The following is a 22,624-nucleotide window of genomic DNA, read 5'->3' on the forward strand; positions in this document are numbered from 1 at the left end:
TTCTTGATTCTAAGCGTCCCTGTCCGATTGTGCTGAGAATTCGGTGGTAGGATAGAAATTAACTGCCGGGATGTAGCGCAGCTTGGTAGCGCATCTGCTTTGGGAGCAGAGGGTCGCAGGTTCAAATCCTGTCATCCCGATTCGGAACCGTAAACCTAGAACGATTGTTGCCCATACAATCCTGCGGTAGATTAGCCTCAGGCCTTTTGGATACGTATTCATTGATGCTGACGGTTCCACGGACAATTTGCCTTGGATTTTTGGCGGTGATTACGCTGGGGACGCTGCTGTTGTGGCTGCCTTGGTCCACTAGTAATGGGGAATGGAACCCCTTTATCGTTGCGCTATTTACCGCAACATCGGCCGTTTGTGTGACCGGCCACATTATTGTCGATACGGGAACCCACTTTTCTCCCTTTGGTCAACTGGTGATTCTGCTGTTGATCCAGGTGGGTGGTCTGGGGTACATGACGGCGACCACCTTTTTGATTATTTTGCTGGGACGCAAGTTTAACCTGCGGCAGAAGATAGCGGTACAGCAAGCCTTGGATCGGCGGGGCATGCAGGGGGCACGGCAATTGGTGCGCTCGATTTTGGGTCTCACGTTTCTCTTTGAACTGACGGGTGCCTTGTTGCTGTGGCTGATTTTTCGCCAAGACGTTAGTGATCCACGGGCACTGTGGCTGGCGGTGTTTCACAGTATCAGTGCTTGGAATAATGCCGGGTTTAGTCTGTTTAGTGACAGCTTGATGGGGTATCAAACCTCTGTGCCCCTGAATTTCGTGATTTCACTGCTGATTATTTTTGGCGGCATTGGCTATGAGGTGATCTTTGAATTTTATCTTTGGCTGCGGGAGCATCTGCGCCACTGGGGTAAACCCGCCTATCTAATCCGCAAGGCGAGCCAGATGACGTTTAGCCTCAATTTCAAAATTGTGACGAGTACAACGGCGATTCTCCTCATCTTGGGAACGGCGATGCTGTTTGCGACGGAGATGCGATCGCCAGAACGATTTGGTCTTTTTTCCTTTGATCAGAAGCTCCTCTTGGCCTGGTTTCAGTCGGTGACAGCGCGGACGGCGGGCTTTAATACCGTCAACATTGGTGAATTCAATAATGGCGGGCTATTTATTATGATTGCCCTGATGTTTATTGGTGGTAGCCCCGGTGGCACGGCAGGGGGCATTAAAACAACCACGTTGCGGATTTTGGCAGGGATTACCAAGTCAGCTCTGCAAGGGAAAGAGGTGGTGCTGCTCTACCGCCGTCAGGTGCCCCCCTCGCTGATCATGAAAGCGGTCGCTGTCGCCTTTGGCTCAATGTTTACGGTGCTGGTTTCCACTACCCTCATCGCGATCGCTGACCCCGAAGAGAATTTCATTAACATTCTCTTTGAAACCGTTTCCGCCTTTGCCACCGTTGGTCTCTCCACCGGTATTACCAGTGGGCTAACCGCCTTTTCCAAGTTGATCTTGATTGTAACGATGTATGCCGGACGGGTAGGTATCCTGCTGCTGATGGCGGCAATTATCGGTGACCCCCAGCCTTCTAGTGTCCAATATCCTGAGGAGAACCTGCTGGTGGGTTAGGGGGCGGCATACTCGGCAATGGCGGCAGCCATCTCTTGGGTACCCACGGGTTCTTTGCCCGGCGCAGCCAAATCATAGGTGACAAAGCGCCCCTCAGCAATGACTTTTTCCACAGCTGCCTGAAGACGCCGTGCCGCTTCCATTTCACCCAAGTGTTGCAACATCAACACACCAGAGAGAATCAATGCCGTAGGATTGGCTTTATTTTGGCCGGCATATTTAGGTGCTGAACCATGAATCGCCTCAAAAACGGCATATTCATCGCCAATGTTTGCCCCCGGTGCCACTCCTAGACCCCCAATCATCCCGGCACAAAGGTCGGAAAGAATATCACCGTAGAGGTTGGGCATCACCATCACATCATAAAGTTCGGGCTTCTGCATCAACTGCATGCACATGTTATCGACGATGCGATCTTCAAAGGCAATGTCGGGGTAACGGGTAGCAATTTCGCGGGCACGTTCAAGGAAGAGGCCATCGGTAAATTTCATGATGTTGGCTTTGTGAACGGCGGTCACTTTCTGGCGATGGTTGGCCTTGGCATATTTGAAGGCAAACTCAATGATGCGATCGCTCCCCAGCACAGAAATCGGCTTGACACCAATGGCAGCATCCTCACGGATCGGCTTACCCGCTAGATCACTCAAAAAGGCACGGGCTTTGGCCGCCTCGGGACTGGTGTATTCAAACTCAATCCCGGCGTAGAGGTCTTCGGTATTCTCGCGAACAATGACAAGGTCAATGTTTTGAAAATAGCTTTTCACCCCAACAATGGATTTAGCCGGCCGTAGGTTCGCATAGAGATTGAGCCGCTTGCGGATCTCGACATTCACAGAACGAAAGCCGGTACCCACGGGGGTGGTAATCGGCCCTTTGATGGCAGTTTTCGTGCTTTTGATGGCATCGAGAACGTGTTCGGGCAAGGGGGTACCATAGCGTTCCATCATGTCCACGCCGGCATCCACCACCACCCAATCAATTTTGACGCCCGTAGCATCAATGGCCGTGCGAGTGGCAGCGGCAACCTCAGGACCAATACCGTCGCCGCGAATTAAGGTAACAGCGTGGGACACGAGTTCTCTCTCCCTATGCAGAACTGAAAGACAAAGGTATTAGGAGGGTATGATGCCGCTAAATGAGCTTCACCGTACGTAGCGTGTGAAACAAAATTGTCGCCAAGGCGATCGCGCCTGCAACAATGACAAAGTACAAAACAATTCCCATCATGTTTCTCCTCAACAGGTAGTGATTTACCTCGGAATTCAGAATACCCTAGGCTGTGCCTACAAAACTAACATCACTAAAGCGCTTTTGTGCCTCGCTGACGGGACGATTTTTGCCTTCCTCTTGCCAGTAGTTAATGATTTCGGTGGCACGGTTGAGGAGTTCAATCCGCTCGGCTTCCGTAATCCAAGATTTCTTCTCTAACTCCGCCTTCAGGAGTTCCCAAGCATCGGTGCGCGGCCAAAAGAAGTAGGAGGTGAGGGGGCTTGTCCCTTTGCCAACAATTTGATCGACAGCGATCGCCACGTCTTTTTCTAACCAAAGTACTCTCAGGGTAAAGCGGGACAATTCTAACCTCCTAAAACTCGTTTTTCACAAAAAGCCATCCTTTATAATAACCAATCAGGCCAACTGCATACAAGTTTCTGGAGAGCTGCCGTTGAGTACCCCCTACGCCTGTGTCTTTTTTGATATTGATGGGGTGATTCGCGATGTCAGTCGTTCCTATCGCCGTGCCCTAGCGGATACCGTCGAGCATTTTACGGGGGGTGCCTATCGTCCCAGTCAAAAGGAAATTGACAACCTCAAGGCGGAAGGCTGCTGGAATAACGACTGGGAAGGGTCGCGTGAACTCATTTATCGCTACTTTGAACGCCAAGGGAAACCCCGCTGCCAAGTGCCCTTGGATTACGAGCGCCTTGTAATCTTTTTTGAGGAGCGCTATAGCGGCCAAAATTGGTGCGGCTATATTCAAGATGAGCCACTGCTGGTGGATGTTGCCTATTTTCAGGCTCTTGATCAGGCACAAATCCGCTGGGGGTTTGTCAGTGGTGCGACGCGGGACTCGGCAGAATATGTTCTGAAACACCGCTTGGGTCTCGATCAGCCCCTTTTGATCGCCATGGAAGATGCCCCCGGCAAACCCGACCCCACAGGACTCCGCATGGCCTACCGTCAGGCCGCGGCTCAGGAAACCATTCCTGCCTTTTATGTGGGGGATACAGTGGCGGATATGCAGACCGTTGTCAATGCCCGCAAAGAACAAGCAACAACGCCGTGGATTGCCTTAGGGGTGATTCCTCCCCATGTCAAGCCCGAAGATCGGCAACGCTATGGCGATCGCTTGCGCTCAGCGGGAGCCAGTGCAGTTTTTGAACACACGCGCGACATTACCCCAGCGATGGTGGCAGCGTTCTTAGGGCAATTGGCTGCCCACGACTCAAACTGCGGGCAATAAGATCACAGCGTTCATTGCCGACATCGCCACTATGGCCACGCACATGGTGCCACTGGACTAAGGGATCATTGAGGGCATCTAACTCCTGCCACAGGTCTTGGTTGAGAACAGGCTTTTTGGCGGCTGTTTTCCAGCCCCGCCGTTTCCAGTTGTGGATCCACTCCGTAATTCCCTTGAGGACATATTCGCTGTCGGTGTAAAGGGCGATCGCGCTCCCCGGAGCCAGTTGGCGCCATGCCTTGAGGGCTTCAATGGCCGCCTGCAATTCCATGCGATTATTTGTGGTCGCGGGGTGATGTCCCCCCCGTTCCTGCACAGAGCCGTCGGCAAAGTAAATGACCACGCCCCAGCCCCCCGGTCCCGGATTGCCTTCGCAGGCACCATCGGTATAAATGGCACGAATCTCGGTCATGAGTCTCTATGCCCTCCAAAGGTTGCAAATAAAAAAGGGTGGCCACAAGACCACCCCCGAAACAAATGGATACCAAAGACTACTTGATGCTGACTTTGGCGCCGGCTTCCTCGAGTTCTTTCTTAGCGGCTTCGGCGTCTTCTTTGGTGGCACCTTCTTTCACGGGTTTGGGCGTGGATTCCACCACTTCCTTAGCTTCCTTGAGACCCAAGCCGGTCAAAGAGCGCACCACTTTGAGCACGGCAATCTTCTTGTCGGCGGGGACTTCTTCGAGAATGACATCGAAGGCGGTTTTCTCTTCGACTTCTTCTGCGGGAGCAGCAGCCCCACCACCCACAGGAGCGGCGACCATCATGCCACCGACCGGCGCAGCGGCACTGACACCAAAGGCCTCTTCAATTTGCTTGACCAGCTCAGCGGCTTCCAGCAGGGTCAAGGATTTCAACTTTTCGAGAATTTCATCGGTTGCAGCAGACATTGTCAACTCCTATCGTTTCAAGGTTGGAAAACAAGAACAGGTGGCTTCCCAAGGGAAACCGAAAACAGGATCGATCTATGCCGCACCTTTGTCGGCGATCGCCTGGGTTGCCCGCGCCAAGGAAGCAGGAACCTCCTTGATGCCAATGGCAATCTTCGCTGTGACGGCATTGAGGGCACCAGCAATCTGCGCCATGAGTTGTTCTTTTGAGGGCAGATCACCAATGGCCTTCACTTGCGCTTCATCAAGGGCCCGTCCCTCCATGACCCCACCGCGTAGGGTGGTTTTTTTCGTGGCCTTTTGGAATTCTTGGTAGGCCTTGATCGTGCCGCCAATGTCATCCTTGACCAAGAGGAACGCCGAAGGTCCCTTAAGGAATTGGGTCATGGGTTGCCAAGTGTCACTTTCTTTAACCGCCAATTCCATCAGCGTATTTTTAGTGACCTTGCAACTGGCATTACACTTGCGCAAGCGTTGCCGCAAATCCTTCATCTCAGCATCGGTGAGACCTTGGTAGTCAATCACCAGTGCCATTTGTGACTCGCTCAGGCGTTCCTTTAGCTCCGCCACAATTTCTTTTTTGTTTGCTAGCGTGCGTCCCACGCGCATCACCTCCTGTAGTCAGTGAAAGAAAAACCCCAGCAGTGGTGCCGGGGCGATCGCCCAATCCCAACGGATGGACTTCGCAAACCTCGGCAGGAAGATTATGTCTGAGCCAGACCCCTGCGGTCTTCGGTTTCAGTCTTGAGTTGTCCAGTATTGGGCAATAGACAAGTCCTCCTTAGGCGGCTTCGGCCAGTTTTAGCTCCCGCAGGGCGTTGATGTCCACTTGAATGCTCGGCCCCATGGTGGCGGCCACATAGACACTGCGCCAGTAGCGACCCTTGGCACCACTCGGGCGGTTGCGGTCAATACTCTCTTGTAGTGCCTTGAGGTTAACGAGCAAGTCTTCGGCGCTGAAGCTAGCTTTGCCAAAGAGCACATGGACAATCCCGGTGCGATCGGCGCGGAATTCCACTTTCCCCGCCTTGAACTCTTGAATCGCTTGGGGCAAGTCAAAGGTCACCGTACCGGCTTTGGGCGATGGCATGAGCCCCCGCGGACCCAAAATCCGACCCACTTTGGCCACTTGGGGCATCATATCGGGGGTGGCAATGAGGAGATCAAAGTCCATCCGCCCCTTTTGAATTTCGTCAATGAGTTCCTCTGAACCCACAACATCGGCACCGGCGGCACTGGCTTCAGTCACTTTTTCACCCCGGGCAATGACCGCGACGCGAATCGTTTGACCGGTGCCTTTGGGGAGCGCCACAGTGGTTCGCAATTGTTGGTCGGTATATTTGGGATCAATGCCCAAGCGGATGTGGGCTTCTGCCGATTCAGGAAATTTGGCTGTGGCCGTTTCCTTCAGCAGTTGCAAGGCCTCGAGGGGAGCGTAGGGACGATCCTCCACCTTGGCATAGAGTTCGCGCAGTCGTCGCGAGAGTTTACGCATCAGAATTTACCTCCACGGGGTACTAACGAAACGCAGTTTCTCCCCCAACACAACAACGGACTCAACAGGAACACACGAAGGAAAGCTTTAGTCGGCAATGGTCACGCCCATATTGCGAGCGGTGCCTTCGATAATCCGCATGGCCGCTTCAATATCGTTGGCGTTGAGATCTGGCATTTTCTTCTCAGCAATTTCCCGCAGTTGGGCACGGGTGATCCTGCCCACTTTTTTCTTGTTGGGTTCGCCGGAGCCTTTTTCAATGCCCGCAGCTTTTTGAATCAGCACGGAAGCGGGCGGCGTTTTCAGAACAAAGGTGAAACTGCGATCTTCATAGACCGAAATTTCAACGGGAACCACCATCCCCACTTGATCGGCGGTGCGAGCATTGTACTCTTTGCAGAACATCATGATGTTCACACCGTGCTGACCAAGGGCCGGACCAATGGGGGGAGCAGGGTTGGCTTTACCCGCTTGAATGGCAAGTTTAATAACTGCGACGACCTTTTTCGCCATAGTGAGTTAGCGTCCTAATCTACTTTTTCCACTTGAGTCACTTCGAGTTCGACCGGCGTTTCGCGGCCAAAAATCGAGAGTAATGCTTTCAGTTTGCTGCGCTCAGCACTGACTTCAATCACCTCTCCCTCAAAGTCCTTAAAGGGACCATTGAGAACTTTGATCTTATCACCACTATTGAGATCAATGCGGTGAACCGGTTCTTGTTCTTGGGCTTTGCGGAAGATGCGATCCACTTCGGCCGGACTCAGGGGCATGGGCTTGACGTGACCGCGGCCGCGGCCTGTACTGCGGCGTTGCTCGGCACCCACAAAGTTAATCACATTGGGGGTGTTTTTAATCACCTGCCAAGCTTCATCATCAATTTGCCATTCACCCGTTTCGGGGGACTGCTGTGCCCGCACTTGGACAAGAACATAACCGGGAAAAACTTTTTCCTCAATGGTTTGCCGCGAGCCATCTTTTTTGATTTTGATGACGGGGGTTTGGGGAATTTCAATGCGAAAGATGCGATCGGCCACATCCAGCGTATGGAGCCGCTGCTCGATGGTGCTTTTCACTTTTTTTTCGCAGCCAGAGGCCACCTGCACGGCATACCAAAACCGTTTGACCTTACCCGCTTGATCCCCTTCGGCCACTTCAACGGTGTCGTCAAGAGGATCGTTCAGATCAGAATGATCAGTAAATTCACTCACCATAGGCGCGTACTCGTAGGAATCTTTGGCTGTCTAGAAAATCAGTGTGGCCAGCCAACGAAAGAGTTCATCCACTAGGTAGATGACCGCAGCCGAAAGGGAAACGATGAGAATGACTGCCGCAGATTCGCCAATCAGACGCTGGCGATCAGGCCACACCACTTTGCTGAGTTCTTCCTTGGTTTCGCGGAAAAACTCGGTTAGATTAAAGCCACTAGTGGGCTTTTCGCCTTCGGTACTCTTGGTCACGGCGGCACTCCTTAGGGCGGGGGCAGCCCGTTGCTACCCGTTTAATTCAGCGCGATTTATTATCATAGCAGGTTTCTTCTTTTTAGGAAATCCCGATGTTTGATTGCTTGCGATCGCGCACCCTCACGACGGCTATGGGTGAGGTGGCCTACGTTACCAATGATCTCGGCAATGTTAACCCTGCTCGGCCGCCTTTATTTTTTTGGCATGGCTTTGGTGGTGGCTCGAGCCGCTATGAATGGTCGGCAGTTTATCTGGCCTTTTCAGCCGAGTATCCCCTTTTTGCTTTGGATTTGCCCGGTTGGGGCGCCTCTGAGCATCGCGATCAACCCTATACGGTGGCGGCTTATGTGGATCATTTGCTAGAGTGCCTTGGTCAATTGACGGCAGAACCAGCGGTGGTGATCACGTCGTCACTGACGGCAGCCTTTGCCATCCAAGGGGCGATCGCCCATCCCCAACGCTTCCGTGGCCTGATTCTCACCTGTCCAACGGGGCTGAGTGATTTTGGTCAAGATTACCGCCAGACCCCCCTTGCCCAGATTGCCCGCCAGCCCTATGTGGATATCGCCTTTTATCGCCTCGGCGTGGCCAATTCCCTGAGTGTGCAGTCCTTTATGGCCAATCAACAGTTTGCCCGACCTAGCCGCATCAGCCCAGAAATGATTGCCACCTATACCCAAGTAGCGCAGTCGGCGGGGGCAGAATTTGCCGCGTTGGCCTTTGTGCGGGGTGATCTCTGCTGCGACCTCAGTCGCTTCTTGCCCCATTTGACGGTGCCGACCTACATCGTTTGGGGAGAGCAGGCAAAACTCCCTCCTGTGGCCGTGGGTCAACGCTTGGCACAGTTAAACCCCGAGGCGATTCGTGCCTTTGATGTGATGCCAGAGGTGGGACTAACGCCGCAGTTGGAGTGCCCTGCGGTGATGATTGGCTGGATTGATCGCTACCTTGGCCAGTTGCTGGCCTCCCCTTGAGGTGATCTAACGCTGGGCATTGGCAGTGGCGGGTAGGGTTGTGCCATAGACACGGGGGCGATCGCCCTGGGCCAATTGGGTGCTGCCTTGAGTATCCACTGCCCAAATTGTGGCTTTGGGGTTCCCCATGGTTTGGGTTTGAAAGAGTACCCGTTGCGGATCCGTTGTGCTCCAGCCCAAAAGGGTGGCAAAGTCGTATTCATCAGCGGTGGGATAAACCGTGGCCACATGACCCACCCCCGCCTGCCAAATCCATGCGCCATCGCTAATTAAATCAGTAGCAAACAAGCCGCCAAGCTGGCGCACCAAGAGACGATTGCCCGTTTCTGACCAGCCAACTGGAACTAGTACTGCAATCAGACCTTGGCCTTGGGGCACCTCTGCCAAAAACTCAGGCGGCATTTCCTTGAGGCTTTCAATGCGCTGCTGACTGCCGCTCTGGCGATCGCGAATTTCAAGAACGCTCACCAGTTGTTGCCGTTGCGCCTCGGGATCAGCCGTGAAGTAGAGGGTGGCCTGTGCCACATAGCGGCCATCGGGAGAGAGATATTGGGGCGTCTGCTGAGTCAAGCGGAGAGATTTCTTAGCCTTTAGAGCAGCGGCGTGGCCGTCGTCAATCCATTTCCAAGGGAGGGGGAAAGGACTCTGAAGCGGATCTGTGACTACTGTTTCTACGGGTTGATCGGGGGCTGAGGGTCGCTGGGCTTGGGCAGGCGTTACTGGGGCGATCGCAAGGGCTGTCAGTACCCCACAGATTGAGGAGATGAAAAAGCCCCGCCACGGCGCAAATCGGGTTACCATGAGGTCACTCCTCTGAAATAAAGTTTGCTTATTTTATTGACAGTTTGGTTAAACGAGTGACGACGGCTCCTCACACCTCTAGCATAGCAATTGGCCTAGGCCGATCGCAGGAAAATTAACGAAGTTTTATGCTCCTGACAGAATTAGTCAAAAAATCTCGTGACTATTTGCAGTCATTGGCAGTCATTGAGATTCATTCCCAGTGGTTTCCCCTCAGTTCCCCCTCGCTCAAAGATGCGGGGACGACCCCCTATGCAGTGAATGCTAAAGGGCATTTGGCGTGGCCCAAGGGTCGGCACTCCCTCTGGTTGGGGCAGCGAATCACGGTACCCGCGACGGTTCAAGGCTATAGTGTGGCGGGTTTAACTCTACGCCTTGATCTCACGTGGTGGGCGGATCGGGCAACGGTGTATGTCAATGGTCAGGTGGTGCATCAGGGGGATTTATTTGATCATTCGGTGAGTCTGTGCCTAGGGGAGGCGGTGACCCCCGGCCAAGCGTGGGAGGTGGTGTTGCATCTTGTGAGTCCCGGCCACGATGACGGTGCTTTGGTGAGATCAGGCCTGCGGTTTGAATCGCCAACGGGAGTGGATCCCGACTTTATTGCCACTGAGTTGGACATTTTGGCGATCTTTGGTGAAACCCTCAACCTGCAACCCCTTGAACCCCTGCTGAAGGACGTTTTAGAAAGTCATGGACAGCGCCCCATCTTAGATCCGTTACTGGCGGAGATCCACGAGAAAATGCAGGCGATCGCCACCCCCTTGCGGGACTTCACCATGCACCTGTGTGGCCATGCCCATCTGGACTTGGCGTGGCTCTGGCCGATCGCTGAAACGTGGCAAGTGGCACAGTCCACTTTTCGATCTGTATTACAGCTGAAGGAACGCTATCCCGAACTCACCTTTACCCACTCCACTCCCGCCCTCTATGCCTATTTGCAGATCCATGCCCCAGAACTTTTTGGGCGGATTCAGGAAGCCGTGGCAGCGGGTTGGTGGGATGTAGCGGCAGGCCTTTGGGTCGAACCGGAACTCAATCTCATTCATGCTGAGTCCATTGCCCGTCAGATTCTCTATGGTCAGCAGTACGTGCAGGAGGCCTTTGGTGGCATTAGCCCCATTGCTTGGTTGCCCGATACCTTTGGTTTTCCGGAACGGCTCCCCAGTTTCTTGGCTCAGGGGGGCATTCGCTACTTTGTCACTCAAAAATTGTGCTGGAATGACACCACGCGCTTTCCCCACGGTTGGTTTGTCTGGCGGGATGTGGCGAGGGCGGAGGTGAATGCCCTGATGTCAGCACCCATTGGCGAGGGGATTGCTCCCGTGAAAATGGCTACCTATGCCCAAGAGTGGTGGCAACAAACGGGATCGCGGCGCAGTCTCTGGCTCCCCGGTGTCGGCGATCATGGCGGTGGACCAACGGCAGACATGTTAGAACGGGTGCGACGCTGGCAACACCTCGGTGGTATTGGGCCGCAGTGGCGGTGGACAACCGTGCAGCAGTATCTGGAACAATTAACCCAGGAAACACCCCCTACAACCGCTTGGCAAGGGGAACTCTACTTGGAATTCCATCGCGGCTGCTACACCAGCCATGGCGATCAAAAGGCTGCCCACGATCGCGCCCAACGCCAACTGCAAGAGGCGGAACGCTGGTGTGCCCTCGCGGCAATCACAACTTCTTTTTCCTACCCCAAAGAAGAACTCAAAGCCTGTTGGCAACAACTTCTCTTTAACCAGTTTCATGATATTCTCCCTGGCTCCTCGATTCCAGAGGTCTATGCTGAGGTGGCGCCAACGTGGCAGCAACTCCTGACCACGACAGAGACAGTCCTAAGGGAAGCACAAACAGCGCTGTGCCAGTCCATTGACGGCGGTGAACCGCCGGTGACAGAGGCAATTCCCGTTGTGATTTTCAATGGATTGGTGGGCGATCGCGCCGGGGTTGTCCACATTGACTTGGCGCAGCTACCGCAGGAGGTTCCCTCTTGGCGGGTTTATTGTCCACGGGGCGACTACGATTTACCAGCGCAGTTGAATGCTCCCCAAGGTTGCTTGACGTTTCGTACCCCTGAGGTGACGGGAATTGGCTACACGCTGCTGTGGCTCTGCCCGCGATCGCGCCCTGATACGTTACCAACCCCACCCTTGGGCTATGTCTTAGAAAATAACTATCTCCACGTTGAAATTGATCCGGCAACAGGGGAAATCACTAACCTGTATGACAAGTTGAATCATCGTCCCTGCTTGGGCGATCGCGGTAATCAACTGCAATTTTTCCGTGATCAGGGGCAATACTGGGATGCTTGGAACATTGACCCCAACTATGGGCAGCATCGACTGCCGGGGGCGACCCTAGAGGCTATTGAATGGGTGACGTGGCATCAACTGGAGCAGCGACTACGGGTCAGATGGCGCTTTCAGTCCTCGCAGATTCAGCAGGAGTATGTGTTGCAGTATCAAACCCCGTGGCTGCGCATTGATACGGTGATTGACTGGCAGGAGGAACATATTCTCCTCAAGGCGGCTTTTCCCTTGGCAATCAGTGCTGAGCAGATCACCTGTGAAACTCCCGGCGGCGTTACGCTGCGCCCGACCCTTCCCAATCCCCACCTCAGCGCCCATGAGCAAACAAAATGGGAGGTGCCCTTTTTAACGTGGGTGGATCTGAGTACCCCAGAGTATGGGGTGAGTCTTTTCAGCGACTGCAAGCATGGCCTTGATGCCCAAGCGAATCAACTGCGATTGACCCTGTTGCGATCGCCCACTTGGCCGGATCCGACGAGCGATCGCTGTCAGCACCGCTTTAGCTATGGTGTGTTTCCCCACAGTGACTCGTGGCAAGTGGCCGGTGTCCCGCAGCAGGCGGCTCAGTTTAATCAACCTCTGAGGGGAGAAATTGCCCCCGCCAACCCATCAGGATCATTACCGCCCCACGCTCAGCTTCTCCATTGGTCGGATGCCCGCATTCAATGCCTTGCCCTCAAACAAGCAGAGGATGGACAGGGTTGGCAATTGCGAGTAGCAGAAGTGGCTGGGGAAGGGGGCACCTTGGAACTGAACTCAACGCTAATCCCATGGCAGATCAAGGCACCGCAAACACTCTTGGAGACGCCCACAGAGAATACCAACACAGTGACCCTCAGCCCATGGCAAATTCAAACCTTCCGACTACACCCTTGACCTACAATTGCGCCTTGAGGATTCTTGGCGATTCTGAGACAAATCTCCCTCACTCAAGCAGGGCAGCTTGTTGACATTACAGCACATCAATCGTCGGGAAAGCTGTTGAAATATGACTCAAGTCTAAACTATAGCTATTCCAATAAAGAATGAGATATCATCCAGCACAATACTTGCGAATCACCTCATCAATCGAACTGTTTGACCCTGCATACATCCGCGCTCGCTTCAGCGCACTAAAGTCGTGCTCAATCACATTCAAATCAGGAGAGTATTTCGGTAAAAATAACACCTCGTGACCCGCCGCTTTGACCGCTTCCTGAATCACCCCTTTTGGATGAATCGGTACATTATCCATCATCAACAGCGAACGTTTCTCTAACGCCGGCAAACAGTACTGACTCAGCCAGTTCACAAACCCTACCGCATTCAAATATCCGCAAAACAGCATTGGGGCGATGAAGTCTTTCTGGTGTCTATACCCTCCTGCTACTAATACTAATATCATCTAAAGAACCATATTATTTGCTTATTATGGCCAATACTACAACAGATAGTACAAACTCAGCCAATATGCTCCCATGAAACAGCCGTACCCCGCTCAATGGCCTGATTCACTCGCTTGCCCAGCAGTACCTCATAGTATTTAGGAGGCAAACCATACCCAGGGCGAATCGAACGAATACACTCTGGCGTAATCACTTCCCCTGCCACCATATCTTTGACAAAGTACAGTGAGCGGCGATACACCAGCGACTTTTTCTCCGCCTCCGTAGGCCCATAGTGCACCCGCCCCAGCGCTTGATAAGCCCGCTGCGTTTCCTCCACCAGCAGTTTCATTTCGTGGGGTTCCAAACTAAAGGCGGCATCTACCCCGCCCTCAGCACGACTCAGCGTAAAGTGCTTTTCAATGACCGTTGCCCCTAGAGCCACCGCCGCTACTGCGACACCGATGCCCAGTGTGTGATCCGATAGCCCCACTTCACAGCCAAAGAGTTCCCTTAGGTGCGGAATTGTCCGTAAGTTAGAATCCGTTGGACTCGCAGGATAAGTGCTAGTACATTTGAGCAAGACAATCTGATCATTGCCGGTTGCCCGAATTGTTCGCACCGCTTCATCCAGTTCCGCAAGAGTTGCCATCCCTGTAGACATAATGATGGGCTTACCCGTTTGGGCGACCCGACGGATCAGTCCTAAGTCCACATTTTCAAAGGAAGCAATCTTATAGATTGGGCAATCCAACTCTTCAAGAAAATCAACTGCTGTTAGATCAAAAGGGGTGCTAAAGGCAATTAAACCCAGTTCTTGGGCACGCTTGAAGATGGGTTCGTGCCACTCCCAAGGGGTATAGGCTTTTTGGTAGAGATTGTAGAGATATTCCCCTTGCCAAAGACTGGTCTTGTCACTAATGAAAAAATCAGGCTTCTCACAGCGGAGCGTGATTGTATCCGCCGTGTAGGTCTGAAGCTTTAGGGCATGGGCACCAGACTTGGCGACTACTTCAACGATCTCTAAGGCTCTATCAAGGGACTGATTATGATTCCCTGACATTTCAGCAATGATAAAAGGTCTAGGAAAGTTGATTCTGAAGTATTTGTTTATAATCTCTACATTCATATGACTTCATAACCGCAGAAAATTTAACATAGCATGTATCAAGGGATTATAAATATTTGGTCTACGATCATAGTCTATAAATAGTGCAGCATCAGCTATATTCCAAGAAATATGACCAATGAGTAGAAAGCCTAGTAAAGTACTTGAAACCTTGATTTTAAGATAAGGCTCTATAGCAGAATTTACATCAGTTAGTTCTTGTAAATCCTCATTCTTCATATTAATAAAAAACAATAGATTTCGATCTGAAATTTCTATGACGTACCTAAAGTCTGGAAAAAAATTCTCTTTCTTTTGAGCATTCCAAAGATTCATTCGTGCATAGTTCAATAATTTTCTAAAGTTAACACTTGGGTTTAACTTTATTTTTTCGTGATCATAAACTTTATCTTTTAAATATTCCTCGATATATTTCTGACGATCAGATTCAGAATAAAGTACATATGGTTCATCAGGAATTTTCTGAGCAGTAGAAAGATCAAAGGACTGGCCTGAGTTAAGTAACAAAACTCTACTATCGAGACTATACTCTTTAAGAGCTTCTAAAACAGCGCTACCTTCAGGTGGATGGGGTAAATATTCATTAAGATTAGAGCGCGATCCAGCAATAACGTACTGGTCTGCAAAAGGCATGGCATAAGTTGGCTTAAGATAAAGAACAGCATCTACAAAGCCTTGAATGCCTTGGTTGGCAATTCGCTGTTTCTCTTTGAGCTTCTCAGCGTGAGACAGATTATGATAGCAAGCTGGATATCCTGAACCACCAGTATATGGCAGTAGAGCTAGATCAACTTTTCCATAGGTGGTTTTTATGTATTCCCAAGCATCTTTGTAAGGTGTGCAATCATTTGCATTAAAAATCACAAACCCATCCCACTTTATGACTAATGCTGAATCTACTAAAGTATTTAGTTGATGATACCCTGGGTCAGGCTCTACAATATCTACAATTAAGTCTTCAAAAAGTTTCTTTGGTGATCTGGCTGGTATACAATGCACATCTCTAAATGTAAAACCATTTGATTTTAAGAAATTCAACACAAAATTTGGATTTCTATCCATTAATATCACTTCTGCATCTTTGTTAATGTGTTGAATAGTACCAGCGGAACAATGATCTTCATGAATATGAGAAATATAAACATAATCTACATGACCGATATCCTCTATGCCCACTCTTAGGGGGGGATAGTGGTACCATGCTCCATGAAAGATACCATCATCTAGCCATGGATCAAATAAGATTCTTTTATTTTTGTGCTCTAGGATCGCAGTTGCACCACCAAAAAATTTTAACCTCATCTTGCTTTCAACTCCCTATATCGGTTTAACTGCATAAAGTGTAATTTGTCGGCCTATGCCTAGGTCAGCTAATGCTCTATAAAAACGACTAAGAAAATCCTTTTTTCCTACTTTAGCTAAGTTCATCTCAAAGCTCATTCTTTTTTCATGACATCTTCTTCCTAGCTCTTGATTTCCAACATAATTATCACCAAACAAAAGAAATATCTCAATAGGAAAAGAAGATTCTATTAATTTTACATCGTACCCAATACCTTCAGCTAAATTACGTAATGTTGTTGAATTAAAGTAGTTTAAGTGTGCAGGAGGCGCAATCCACCAATCATGAAGGTTATGTATGTCACGCCCAGCTACTTGAAATGTGTTGAATTCATTTGGAACATCAATAATCAAGATACCTCCGGGCTTCAAAACTGATTCATAAATCTCTTGTAGTACACGAACAGGATCTGGTAGGTGCTCCAAAACATTGAATAAAGTAACAATATCAAAAGAATTGGGAAATACACGCATTGTATCCAAGCCAGCCTCTACAACGTTCAGCCCTCTTCGTTTTCCATATTCAATAGCATCTGATGCTGGGTCGAACCCATAACAGTCAAGTCCCTTGCTCTTAAAAAAGAGTAAAGCTTCCCCCCACCCGCAGCCTATATCTAAAAGAGTCTTACCACTAACTGTCTCTTGGCTTATATTTTCAAGATTAGATAGAACTCTATCTCTACAAAAGTCATACCAATCCTTATCTTTTTTTTGAACCTCTAAGGAAGAATCATTAAAATTTAGATTACTAGAGTAAAACTCATTAAGATAGTAGCTCTGTATCTCTTCAGATGTTGGAGTTGGCTGTATTTGTAAGAAACCATAAACTGGATGAGGTACAAGCTTATACTCTCTCATAGGTATTTACTCCTGACGTAATCTGATGCACTACTCCATCCAATATTAGCAACTAAATCAATAATAGACAAGTGACTAATAAAGTTATTACTGTCTTTTTGAGGATAAGCAGTAGGTATAAACTCTTGAAAAGTTAATTTAATCATTGAGTTATTGAATAATCCATCCTTATCTATATATTCTTTTGCACCAATCGGGCTAATGTATTCTTCGCATCCAAGATACTGGCATATTTTTATGATTTTTTCGCTTCTTTTTCCTTCTATTCCTAATTGACTAGAAACCAAAAAAACTGGTGATAGACCCAACAATTTGCTAATAAGAGTAATTATTTTGATATTGAGTTCACATAGATTAGTTATTTTTTTGTCGTAAATGATATCTATTATTGGCAATATGTGTTCAATATATCTGCATTTTGCATAGTTATTTTGAATAGAAATAGAGTGTTTTTTGCGCCAATTCTTTTTATCGTCTATCTCAATTTCATTTATCTTTTGACTCAGGCTTTTGTGTAAAATAGGTACTGTTAAAAAATGAGGTTGATGATTGATGAGTATTCTATTTCTGTTTTGCCAGCTACTTTTTTCATATTGAACGTCATCTAAGAATATAAAAATGTCTACTAGTGATATTAAATTAAAGTATCCAGCCCATGGTAAGTATGTTGGTTGCATAATTGCGCACTTCATAGGTCAGCCTTAGTCTTCCGAACTCTATACTCATGCTCTAGTATGCCCATGCTTACTACATTCTCATAACTTATTTTGTTCCAAAATTCTTCTCTTTTGATTCCTTCTACCTGAAATCCAAGTGATTTGTAGAGATTAATAGCAGCTCTATTAGATTCTGAAACCTGTAAGTATATTTTGTGTAAATTAAGAAAACAGAAAGCATAATCTAAAATTAAATTAATTGCTGTTTTACCCACACCAATTCCTCTATACTTTTCATTTGCAATATAGATACCGAGCTCTGATTTCCTATTTATCCAGTCTATGAACATTAATCTAGTAATACCAATTAACAGTTCTTGATCGGGTACAATGTGATTTACTTTTATTCCTAGAATTATTTGATTTTTGTCTTTTAATACTTTGTTAAGCCATTCTTTGGTTTCGTCTAAGGTAACTGGCATCGGTTTTGCCATCAATAAATGAACTAATGATATATCATTTTTCCATTGATGTATTATTTCTACATCTTGAACAGATAAAGGCTTAAGGCAAACAGAACCAGACTCAAGCATTTTCTACACCTAGAAAAAATTGAGTTTTGAGTAAGCACTTTCTACTTTTATCCTTGTTAAGTCTGGGATTGTGTGATTTTTGATAATTTCACTGTCGTACTTAACTCTATCATACCCAATGTTACTAGCATACAGCTTCAATAACTTTGCATAACCATTTTCTAGAGAATTAAATGATAGACTATCAAGTAATATGTCATGATCTCTTTGATGCAGTAGTTCCAAAAAGGGAATTTGATTTTTGTTGGTTGGAACTACAAGACCAACTAATTGCAAATATATCCGTTCCCAAGTAACAGAGCCACCTCCACCTAAATACCATGAGCAGTGTAGCATAATCTCAGCTATTTCATCGGTTTGAATATGCAACTGTCCTTCAGGGAAATACTGCATTTGCGATTCCACTTCCGCACGGTGAGGGTTGGCTCCACCAATCACCACTTCAGGGGCAAAATCCCCAATTTCCCGCAGGATTTGTAGGGCTCGGGTTGTGTAGTTCTGGGGATCCATCCCGCCAAAAAAGACCAGTACCTTACGTGGATCAAACGGTGGGCGTCCTTGTCGCTCCAATTTTTCGCGGGCAGCGATGAACTCTGATCTGAGGAGAGCGTACTCAGGCCCTAGCAACTGGCAACAGTGCGGAGGAACTAAGCCGACGTAGCGATCCCAGCGATGTGTATAGTTTTGATCCAGCAAGACATCACAATCATGGAAGCGGTTGGCAAGGTCATCAATGACAAAAATTTGCTTGACCACTGGGCGCAACTGCTGCTCCCACGCCTTGTCAATGCCGTAGTGATCGACAACCAGCCAGTCAGGGGTTGCCTCTAGACTTTCGATAATTTGCTTGGTTTGTGCTGCATCCACTTGTTGAGGGACGCCTAGGTCAGCCGCTGTTGTGGGTTCAGCTCCCCTTGGCAGCTCATAGACCCTAAAGCCCTTTTTCTGCACAAGGGCGATGATATTGTTTGGATGGTTGCGACAAATGAAAATACAGGTTGCCCCTTGCTCACGCAGCGCTGTTGCCAATGTCATACACCGCATGATGTGCCCAGTGCCAATGTGGGTTGCCGAGTCGGCACGGAAAACAATGAGCATTTCCTAGCCCTCCTCCCTAGTTGAGTCTTCGCATCTCTGCATGGCAGATTGATCCCTTTAGCAGGGTCTTGACATCCCGACCCTCTTCACACTCTTTGATGAGACCAAAGACTTCATCTAGGGCTTGACCATAGCCCTGAATGATCTCCGGTGTATGCTCTGTGCAAACATATACGGCGTTGGTTGCCAAATAGCCTCGTGCTAGCATCTCTTGAGTAATGAGGGTTTTATACGCTAGGTTGTTGGTTGTGTTCTCAAACTGAAAGCGAATCAAAGCAGGAATTCCAGAGATTCTCAGAGCCAGTTGATGCTTGACAGCTAGTTGTTGCCAAAGCTCAGCAATATTCCGACCGGTCTGAGTGATTCGTTCCCAAGAACGGGTTTTGTCCATCACTTCAAGAGTTTTTAGGCCAGCTGTCGGCCCAATGCGTTCCGTCCAAAAGGTGCTGCTAATAAATGTGGACTGAGCAGCAGTCATGACTTCCCTGCGGCCAACAACTGCGGTAATTGCGTAACCGTTGCCTAGGGCTTTGCCAAAAACGGCCATATCTGGCTCAACACCATAGATTTTGTGCAAACCGCCAAGTGCCTGCCGAAAACCTGAGGTACATTCGTCAAAGATTAAAACGATTCCTCTATCGGTTGCTAGTTTTCTGACTTTTGCCAAAAAACCATCTTTTGGGGGCTCGTTGCGCTGTACCTCCATTTTGATAACGCCAATGTCATGCTGATTCACCAAGGCTTCGAGTTCATCAAACTGGTTATAGTGAAAGGGAAAGACGGTTCCCTTTAATCCTGAGGGAATACCCTTTGGCTCTAGCCCTGGGAGTAAATGCGTAGCTAAGGTTTGCTCATCACCAAGGTTGGCGGCTAAGTACCAGTCGTGCCAGCCATGGTACCCACAGATGGCCACCGAATCCTTGCCTGTGGCTGCCCTAGCAATACGAATGGCGATCGCGTTCGCTTCACCCCCCGTTCGGGCAAACCGCACCATATCAGCCCATGGATGTAGTTCAATGAGTTTTTCAGCCAGATAGACTTCTTCTGGACAGTTGAGGGTCGATAGATTGCCTTTGGCAATAACTTGTTGAACCGCTTCATCCACTTCTGGGTGAGCGTAGCCCAAGGTATTGGTGCCAATTCCCATCATTGACATATCAATATATTCGCGGTCATCTAAGTCCCAGATGCGGCACCCCTTAGCTTTGCTAAAATAGCTGGGCCAGTACTCTGGCAGAAACATTTCAGCGCGCTTGGAAAGGAGCATGCTGCCCCCAGGGATGATGCGCTTAGCTCGTTTCCACAACTTTTGGCCGGTTCCTAAGATGGCTCCCTCGTTTCTGCCAATATGCTCATTCAAACTAAAAGCCGCAGGATACTCCTGCTGCATTTGCCAAATTTCCCGCCAAGAGAAGTCAATTCGCGGGGCAAAGTGCTCAATCACCTGCCGAACAATTTGGTAATCTTCCGGTTCATCAACCGTCCAGCGACAACTGGACAAGTCAATAGGTGGTTCTAAAAACCTGAGCCGAAATTTGCCACTGTTCCTAATGTAAGGGGAGACATGCTCACGGTCAAAGGGTAAGTAGGCGGCTTGCCATGCTGTTTCTAGGGCTTGGAAGGTAAATACTTCTACATCTAGACCATCGGCAAAGCGAGTGCTGGTCGCACAATAGTCGGCACTAGAGCTTTGAAATAGATCGATAACTTGGTCAACAATTTCAGGATCAATCAATGGGCAGTCAGCTGTTACGCGTATAACAGTTTTAGCACCATACTTTTTAGCCACTTGATAATATCTATCTAAAACATCCTTTTCACTGCCTTGCTCACAACAGAACCCCAGCCCATGCACATAATCTACAATTTTCTGATTTTCTGGTTGAGAACCAGTGGCCACAACTATTTGGTCTACTAACTTGGTATTTCGCAATCGCTGAAGCAAAAAATAAATCAAGGGCCTACCGTCCGCTTTCAGCATCACTTTGCCGGGTAAGCGGGTTGAACCCATGCGTGCCTGCACAATTGCGATTTTCATAGTTGCTCCCAGCGACTAGGATGGATTAAGTCTAGATCATCACTACATAGATGACTAGGCCAAGGAGGAAGATCGGTGTTCATTGCCTCTAAGATAGCTTGCAGTTGGCCGCAACTTTCAACACCAACGAGGATCCGGTCTAGTCCCTGTTGATGGAAGGCTGCACCTAAGCAAGCTTGCAAGGGAGTGACCCTTACGGTAGCTTGCCATGTTTCTATCGCCTGCCACAGCTTAGACCAACGGGAGAACTTTTGGGGACGCTTTTCAGCGGGCATGAGGAGCAATCCCTGTAGAAAAACAGAGCGCGCATGCACCTCAACACCATCGCTTTTTAGACGAGCCAGCCAACCCGATTTTGCTAACCGCTGGTCTAGACCGTTAAAGGGAGCTTGAACAAGATCAGGTCTAAAGTTGGGATACAGTTGCTCTAGTTCTTGCGGTGAATAAATGGAAAAACCAATCTTGTCAACCCAGCCATCTTTTTTCAATTCTAGGAGTGCATCATACAACTCCTTTCCCTCTGACCTAAGGAGATCCAAGGGATGATGCAATAATAGCCCGTAGAGCTTGTCTAGCTTAAGACGCTGCAGTGATCTTCTACAGTTGTCTTGAACCCACTGCTGAACATTAGACAAGCTGGAAGGTAATTTGGGAAGTTTAGTGACAACATTCCAGCTCTGAACACCAATGTCCCCTAGCCTTGCTTCACTGTCACCATAGGCTATTGCTGTATCAAGGGTATCTATGCCCACCTCTTGAGCCTGTTGTAAAATGGCTTTTGCTTCTTCAAGGGTGACTTGACCTTGCTGGTTGGCAATTCCATAGGCAAGACCAAACTGAACGGTACCAAGAGCCAAACGCTGAGTATTCATTCCGACTTGTGAAAATAGCGACCCTGCAGATCTTTTCTTAGGATGCTTGTTACCCACTGACGATCATAAGGGTCGTCTAGATCACTACCGCTGTGGTCAACAAGTGTTTCCGAAAAGCGATAAATCAAGTGATAAATGCCAAGCTGACGAAAAATTTCAGCATAGTCCTGCTTGTAGGTGTATAAGCCGGACCGATGTTTGTAGGCATTTGCTCGTAAGAAGGGAGAATCAAAATCTGAGATCACTAAGTAGCCGCCATCCTTAAGCGCTAAATCCACATTGGCGACCGCACGGCTGAGAAGGGAGCGATCAACCAAGCAAAATACCCCTGAAATAACTACAATCGTTGCTTCTTGCCAAGGTAATCCTTGGGCTTGGGTGATACTCCCCTGAGTAAACTCTAAGTGGGGAAAGGCTTTTTTACCTGCGGCAATGGCTTTGCCTGAAGGTTCCACGACTCGGCAGTGCCACTGTGGGTATTGTCTTCTAAATCCTTCAGCAACCCTGCCTGAACTGCCACCAACATCAATGAGTATTCCCTGCGCTGGCAAAGTCAGGTGTGATAGAGCCCGTAAAATTCTATCGTTGGCCGGTGCAGGTTCGGTGGCACTTGCTGCATTGCGCTCATACCATGCATCGGCTTCTTGATTGACAAAAATAGTATCTTGTTGGTTGAGAGAGGTCATATGAAATGAT

The 22,624-nt window shown here is 49.0% G+C and carries 23 protein-coding genes, 1 tRNA gene, 1 pseudogene and 1 other annotated feature; of the genes and pseudogenes, 5 read left to right on the forward strand and 20 right to left on the reverse strand.

The window, feature by feature from the left end; genetic code table 11:
- Positions 1-66: 66 nt before the first annotated feature.
- A tRNA-Pro gene (locus RHJ02_RS00560) sits at positions 67-140 on the forward strand.
- A gap of 87 nt (positions 141-227) precedes the next feature.
- Positions 228-1,589 (forward strand): TrkH family potassium uptake protein, encoded by a 1,362-nt coding sequence (locus RHJ02_RS00565; RefSeq protein ID WP_315863709.1) that lies wholly within the window; start codon positions 228-230, stop codon positions 1,587-1,589.
- On the opposite strand, the gene RHJ02_RS00570 is transcribed toward RHJ02_RS00565, so the two are convergent.
- Positions 1,586-2,662, reverse strand: a complete 1,077-nt coding sequence (locus RHJ02_RS00570) for an isocitrate/isopropylmalate dehydrogenase family protein (protein WP_149817199.1) — start codon at positions 2,660-2,662, stop codon at positions 1,586-1,588. The two genes, RHJ02_RS00565 and RHJ02_RS00570, sit on opposite strands and share 4 nt — an antisense overlap.
- Before the next feature lie 199 nt (positions 2,663-2,861).
- Complete coding sequence (locus tag RHJ02_RS00575; RefSeq protein WP_149817201.1) at positions 2,862-3,161, reverse strand: 30S ribosomal protein PSRP-3; 300 nt, start codon at positions 3,159-3,161, stop codon at positions 2,862-2,864.
- Positions 3,162-3,252: 91 nt separating this feature from the next.
- Here RHJ02_RS00575 and RHJ02_RS00580 point away from each other — a divergent pair, with 91 nt between their 5' ends.
- Positions 3,253-4,050 (forward strand): TIGR01548 family HAD-type hydrolase, encoded by a 798-nt coding sequence (locus RHJ02_RS00580; protein ID WP_310743199.1) that lies wholly within the window; start codon positions 3,253-3,255, stop codon positions 4,048-4,050.
- Here the strand turns inward: RHJ02_RS00580 and rnhA are convergent.
- The 7 genes from rnhA to secE all read right to left on the reverse strand — a co-directional run bounded on the left by rnhA (position 3,983) and on the right by secE (position 7,892).
- Positions 3,983-4,462, reverse strand: a complete 480-nt coding sequence (gene rnhA / locus RHJ02_RS00585; RefSeq protein WP_206200617.1) for a ribonuclease HI — start codon at positions 4,460-4,462, stop codon at positions 3,983-3,985. The genes RHJ02_RS00580 and rnhA overlap by 68 nt on opposite strands.
- Positions 4,463-4,541: 79 nt before the next feature.
- Positions 4,542-4,940, reverse strand: coding sequence for a 50S ribosomal protein L7/L12 (gene rplL, locus RHJ02_RS00590; RefSeq protein WP_149817205.1), 399 nt, complete (start codon positions 4,938-4,940; stop codon positions 4,542-4,544).
- A 75-nt stretch (positions 4,941-5,015) separates the two neighbouring features.
- Positions 5,016-5,543 carry a 50S ribosomal protein L10 gene (gene rplJ, locus RHJ02_RS00595; protein WP_149817208.1) on the reverse strand — a complete coding sequence of 176 codons (528 nt, stop codon included), beginning with the start codon at positions 5,541-5,543 and terminating at the stop codon, positions 5,016-5,018.
- Between the two features lie 18 nt (positions 5,544-5,561).
- Positions 5,562-5,694, reverse strand: a sequence feature (ribosomal protein L10 leader region).
- A 27-nt stretch (positions 5,695-5,721) separates the two neighbouring features.
- A complete protein-coding gene (gene rplA, locus RHJ02_RS00600) occupies positions 5,722-6,438 on the reverse strand; it encodes a 50S ribosomal protein L1 (protein ID WP_190278287.1) in 717 nt (238 codons plus the stop codon).
- A gap of 84 nt (positions 6,439-6,522) precedes the next feature.
- Positions 6,523-6,948, reverse strand: a complete 426-nt coding sequence (gene rplK, locus RHJ02_RS00605; protein WP_206200619.1) for a 50S ribosomal protein L11 — start codon at positions 6,946-6,948, stop codon at positions 6,523-6,525.
- 14 nt (positions 6,949-6,962) lie between these two features.
- A complete protein-coding gene (nusG, locus tag RHJ02_RS00610) occupies positions 6,963-7,646 on the reverse strand; it encodes a transcription termination/antitermination protein NusG (protein ID WP_149817215.1) in 684 nt (227 codons plus the stop codon).
- A 30-nt stretch (positions 7,647-7,676) separates the two neighbouring features.
- A complete protein-coding gene (gene secE / locus RHJ02_RS00615; RefSeq protein WP_149817217.1) occupies positions 7,677-7,892 on the reverse strand; it encodes a preprotein translocase subunit SecE in 216 nt (71 codons plus the stop codon).
- A gap of 95 nt (positions 7,893-7,987) precedes the next feature.
- On the opposite strand from secE, the gene RHJ02_RS00620 reads away from it, so the two are divergent.
- Positions 7,988-8,869 (forward strand): alpha/beta fold hydrolase, encoded by an 882-nt coding sequence (locus RHJ02_RS00620; RefSeq protein ID WP_206200620.1) that lies wholly within the window; start codon positions 7,988-7,990, stop codon positions 8,867-8,869.
- Positions 8,870-8,875: 6 nt separating this feature from the next.
- Here RHJ02_RS00620 and RHJ02_RS00625 read toward each other — a convergent pair whose 3' ends face one another.
- Entirely contained in the window at positions 8,876-9,670 is a 795-nt protein-coding gene (locus RHJ02_RS00625) for a hypothetical protein (RefSeq protein ID WP_310800328.1), read from the reverse strand.
- Between the two features lie 128 nt (positions 9,671-9,798).
- Between RHJ02_RS00625 and RHJ02_RS00630 the strand changes: the two genes are divergently transcribed.
- On the forward strand, positions 9,799-12,855 hold the full coding sequence (locus tag RHJ02_RS00630; protein WP_310800329.1) for a glycoside hydrolase family 38 C-terminal domain-containing protein: 3,057 nt from the start codon (positions 9,799-9,801) through the stop codon (positions 12,853-12,855).
- 157 nt (positions 12,856-13,012) lie between these two features.
- Here the strand turns inward: RHJ02_RS00630 and RHJ02_RS00635 are convergent.
- The 10 genes and pseudogenes from RHJ02_RS00635 to RHJ02_RS00680 all read right to left on the reverse strand — a co-directional run.
- Positions 13,013-13,351: pseudogene (locus RHJ02_RS00635) on the reverse strand (transposase); the annotation flags it as partial.
- A 68-nt stretch (positions 13,352-13,419) separates the two neighbouring features.
- Positions 13,420-14,472, reverse strand: a complete 1,053-nt coding sequence (gene pseI, locus RHJ02_RS00640; RefSeq protein ID WP_315863704.1) for a pseudaminic acid synthase — start codon at positions 14,470-14,472, stop codon at positions 13,420-13,422.
- 6 nt (positions 14,473-14,478) lie between these two features.
- Positions 14,479-15,774, reverse strand: coding sequence for an MBL fold metallo-hydrolase (locus tag RHJ02_RS00645; protein WP_310800331.1), 1,296 nt, complete (start codon positions 15,772-15,774; stop codon positions 14,479-14,481).
- Between the two features lie 15 nt (positions 15,775-15,789).
- Positions 15,790-16,671 carry a class I SAM-dependent methyltransferase gene (locus tag RHJ02_RS00650; RefSeq protein ID WP_310800332.1) on the reverse strand — a complete coding sequence of 294 codons (882 nt, stop codon included), beginning with the start codon at positions 16,669-16,671 and terminating at the stop codon, positions 15,790-15,792.
- Positions 16,668-17,348, reverse strand: coding sequence for a WbqC family protein (locus RHJ02_RS00655; RefSeq protein WP_310453862.1), 681 nt, complete (start codon positions 17,346-17,348; stop codon positions 16,668-16,670). Before RHJ02_RS00655 ends, RHJ02_RS00650 begins: the two co-directional genes overlap by 4 nt.
- Positions 17,349-17,359: 11 nt before the next feature.
- The gene (locus RHJ02_RS00660; RefSeq protein ID WP_310800333.1) at positions 17,360-17,920 is read right to left on the reverse strand and encodes a GNAT family N-acetyltransferase; all 561 of its coding nucleotides are present in this window, start codon (positions 17,918-17,920) and stop codon (positions 17,360-17,362) included.
- 9 nt (positions 17,921-17,929) lie between these two features.
- Entirely contained in the window at positions 17,930-19,018 is a 1,089-nt protein-coding gene (gene pseG / locus RHJ02_RS00665) for a UDP-2,4-diacetamido-2,4,6-trideoxy-beta-L-altropyranose hydrolase (RefSeq protein WP_310800334.1), read from the reverse strand.
- Positions 19,019-19,034: 16 nt separating this feature from the next.
- Entirely contained in the window at positions 19,035-21,056 is a 2,022-nt protein-coding gene (locus RHJ02_RS00670) for an aminotransferase class III-fold pyridoxal phosphate-dependent enzyme (RefSeq protein WP_310800335.1), read from the reverse strand.
- Positions 21,053-21,985 carry an aldo/keto reductase gene (locus RHJ02_RS00675; protein ID WP_310800336.1) on the reverse strand — a complete coding sequence of 311 codons (933 nt, stop codon included), beginning with the start codon at positions 21,983-21,985 and terminating at the stop codon, positions 21,053-21,055. Before RHJ02_RS00675 ends, RHJ02_RS00670 begins: the two co-directional genes overlap by 4 nt.
- On the reverse strand, positions 21,925-22,614 hold the full coding sequence (locus RHJ02_RS00680; RefSeq protein WP_310800337.1) for a class I SAM-dependent methyltransferase: 690 nt from the start codon (positions 22,612-22,614) through the stop codon (positions 21,925-21,927). Before RHJ02_RS00680 ends, RHJ02_RS00675 begins: the two co-directional genes overlap by 61 nt.
- Positions 22,615-22,624: the final 10 nt, after the last annotated feature.

The organism is Thermosynechococcus sp. TG215, from assembly GCF_031583455.1.
Classification (GTDB): Bacteria; Cyanobacteriota; Cyanobacteriia; order Thermosynechococcales; family Thermosynechococcaceae; genus Thermosynechococcus.

Coding starts and splice junctions, on each gene's coding strand:
- RHJ02_RS00630 (WP_310800329.1), top strand. CDS start 9,799: ATGCTCCTGACAGAATTAGTCAAAAAATCTCGTGACTATTTGCAGTCA.
- pseI (WP_315863704.1), bottom strand. CDS start 14,472: ATGAATGTAGAGATTATAAACAAATACTTCAGAATCAACTTTCCTAGA.
- pseG (WP_310800334.1), bottom strand. CDS start 19,018: ATGCTCATTGTTTTCCGTGCCGACTCGGCAACCCACATTGGCACTGGG.
- RHJ02_RS00650 (WP_310800332.1), bottom strand. CDS start 16,671: ATGAGAGAGTATAAGCTTGTACCTCATCCAGTTTATGGTTTCTTACAA.
- RHJ02_RS00655 (WP_310453862.1), bottom strand. CDS start 17,348: ATGCAACCAACATACTTACCATGGGCTGGATACTTTAATTTAATATCA.
- RHJ02_RS00660 (WP_310800333.1), bottom strand. CDS start 17,920: ATGCTTGAGTCTGGTTCTGTTTGCCTTAAGCCTTTATCTGTTCAAGAT.
- nusG (WP_149817215.1), bottom strand. CDS start 7,646: ATGGTGAGTGAATTTACTGATCATTCTGATCTGAACGATCCTCTTGAC.
- RHJ02_RS00645 (WP_310800331.1), bottom strand. CDS start 15,774: ATGAGGTTAAAATTTTTTGGTGGTGCAACTGCGATCCTAGAGCACAAA.
- RHJ02_RS00620 (WP_206200620.1), top strand. CDS start 7,988: ATGTTTGATTGCTTGCGATCGCGCACCCTCACGACGGCTATGGGTGAG.
- rplL (WP_149817205.1), bottom strand. CDS start 4,940: ATGTCTGCTGCAACCGATGAAATTCTCGAAAAGTTGAAATCCTTGACC.
- rplK (WP_206200619.1), bottom strand. CDS start 6,948: ATGGCGAAAAAGGTCGTCGCAGTTATTAAACTTGCCATTCAAGCGGGT.
- RHJ02_RS00625 (WP_310800328.1), bottom strand. CDS start 9,670: ATGGTAACCCGATTTGCGCCGTGGCGGGGCTTTTTCATCTCCTCAATC.
- RHJ02_RS00680 (WP_310800337.1), bottom strand. CDS start 22,614: ATGACCTCTCTCAACCAACAAGATACTATTTTTGTCAATCAAGAAGCC.
- RHJ02_RS00670 (WP_310800335.1), bottom strand. CDS start 21,056: ATGAAAATCGCAATTGTGCAGGCACGCATGGGTTCAACCCGCTTACCC.
- rnhA (WP_206200617.1), bottom strand. CDS start 4,462: ATGACCGAGATTCGTGCCATTTATACCGATGGTGCCTGCGAAGGCAAT.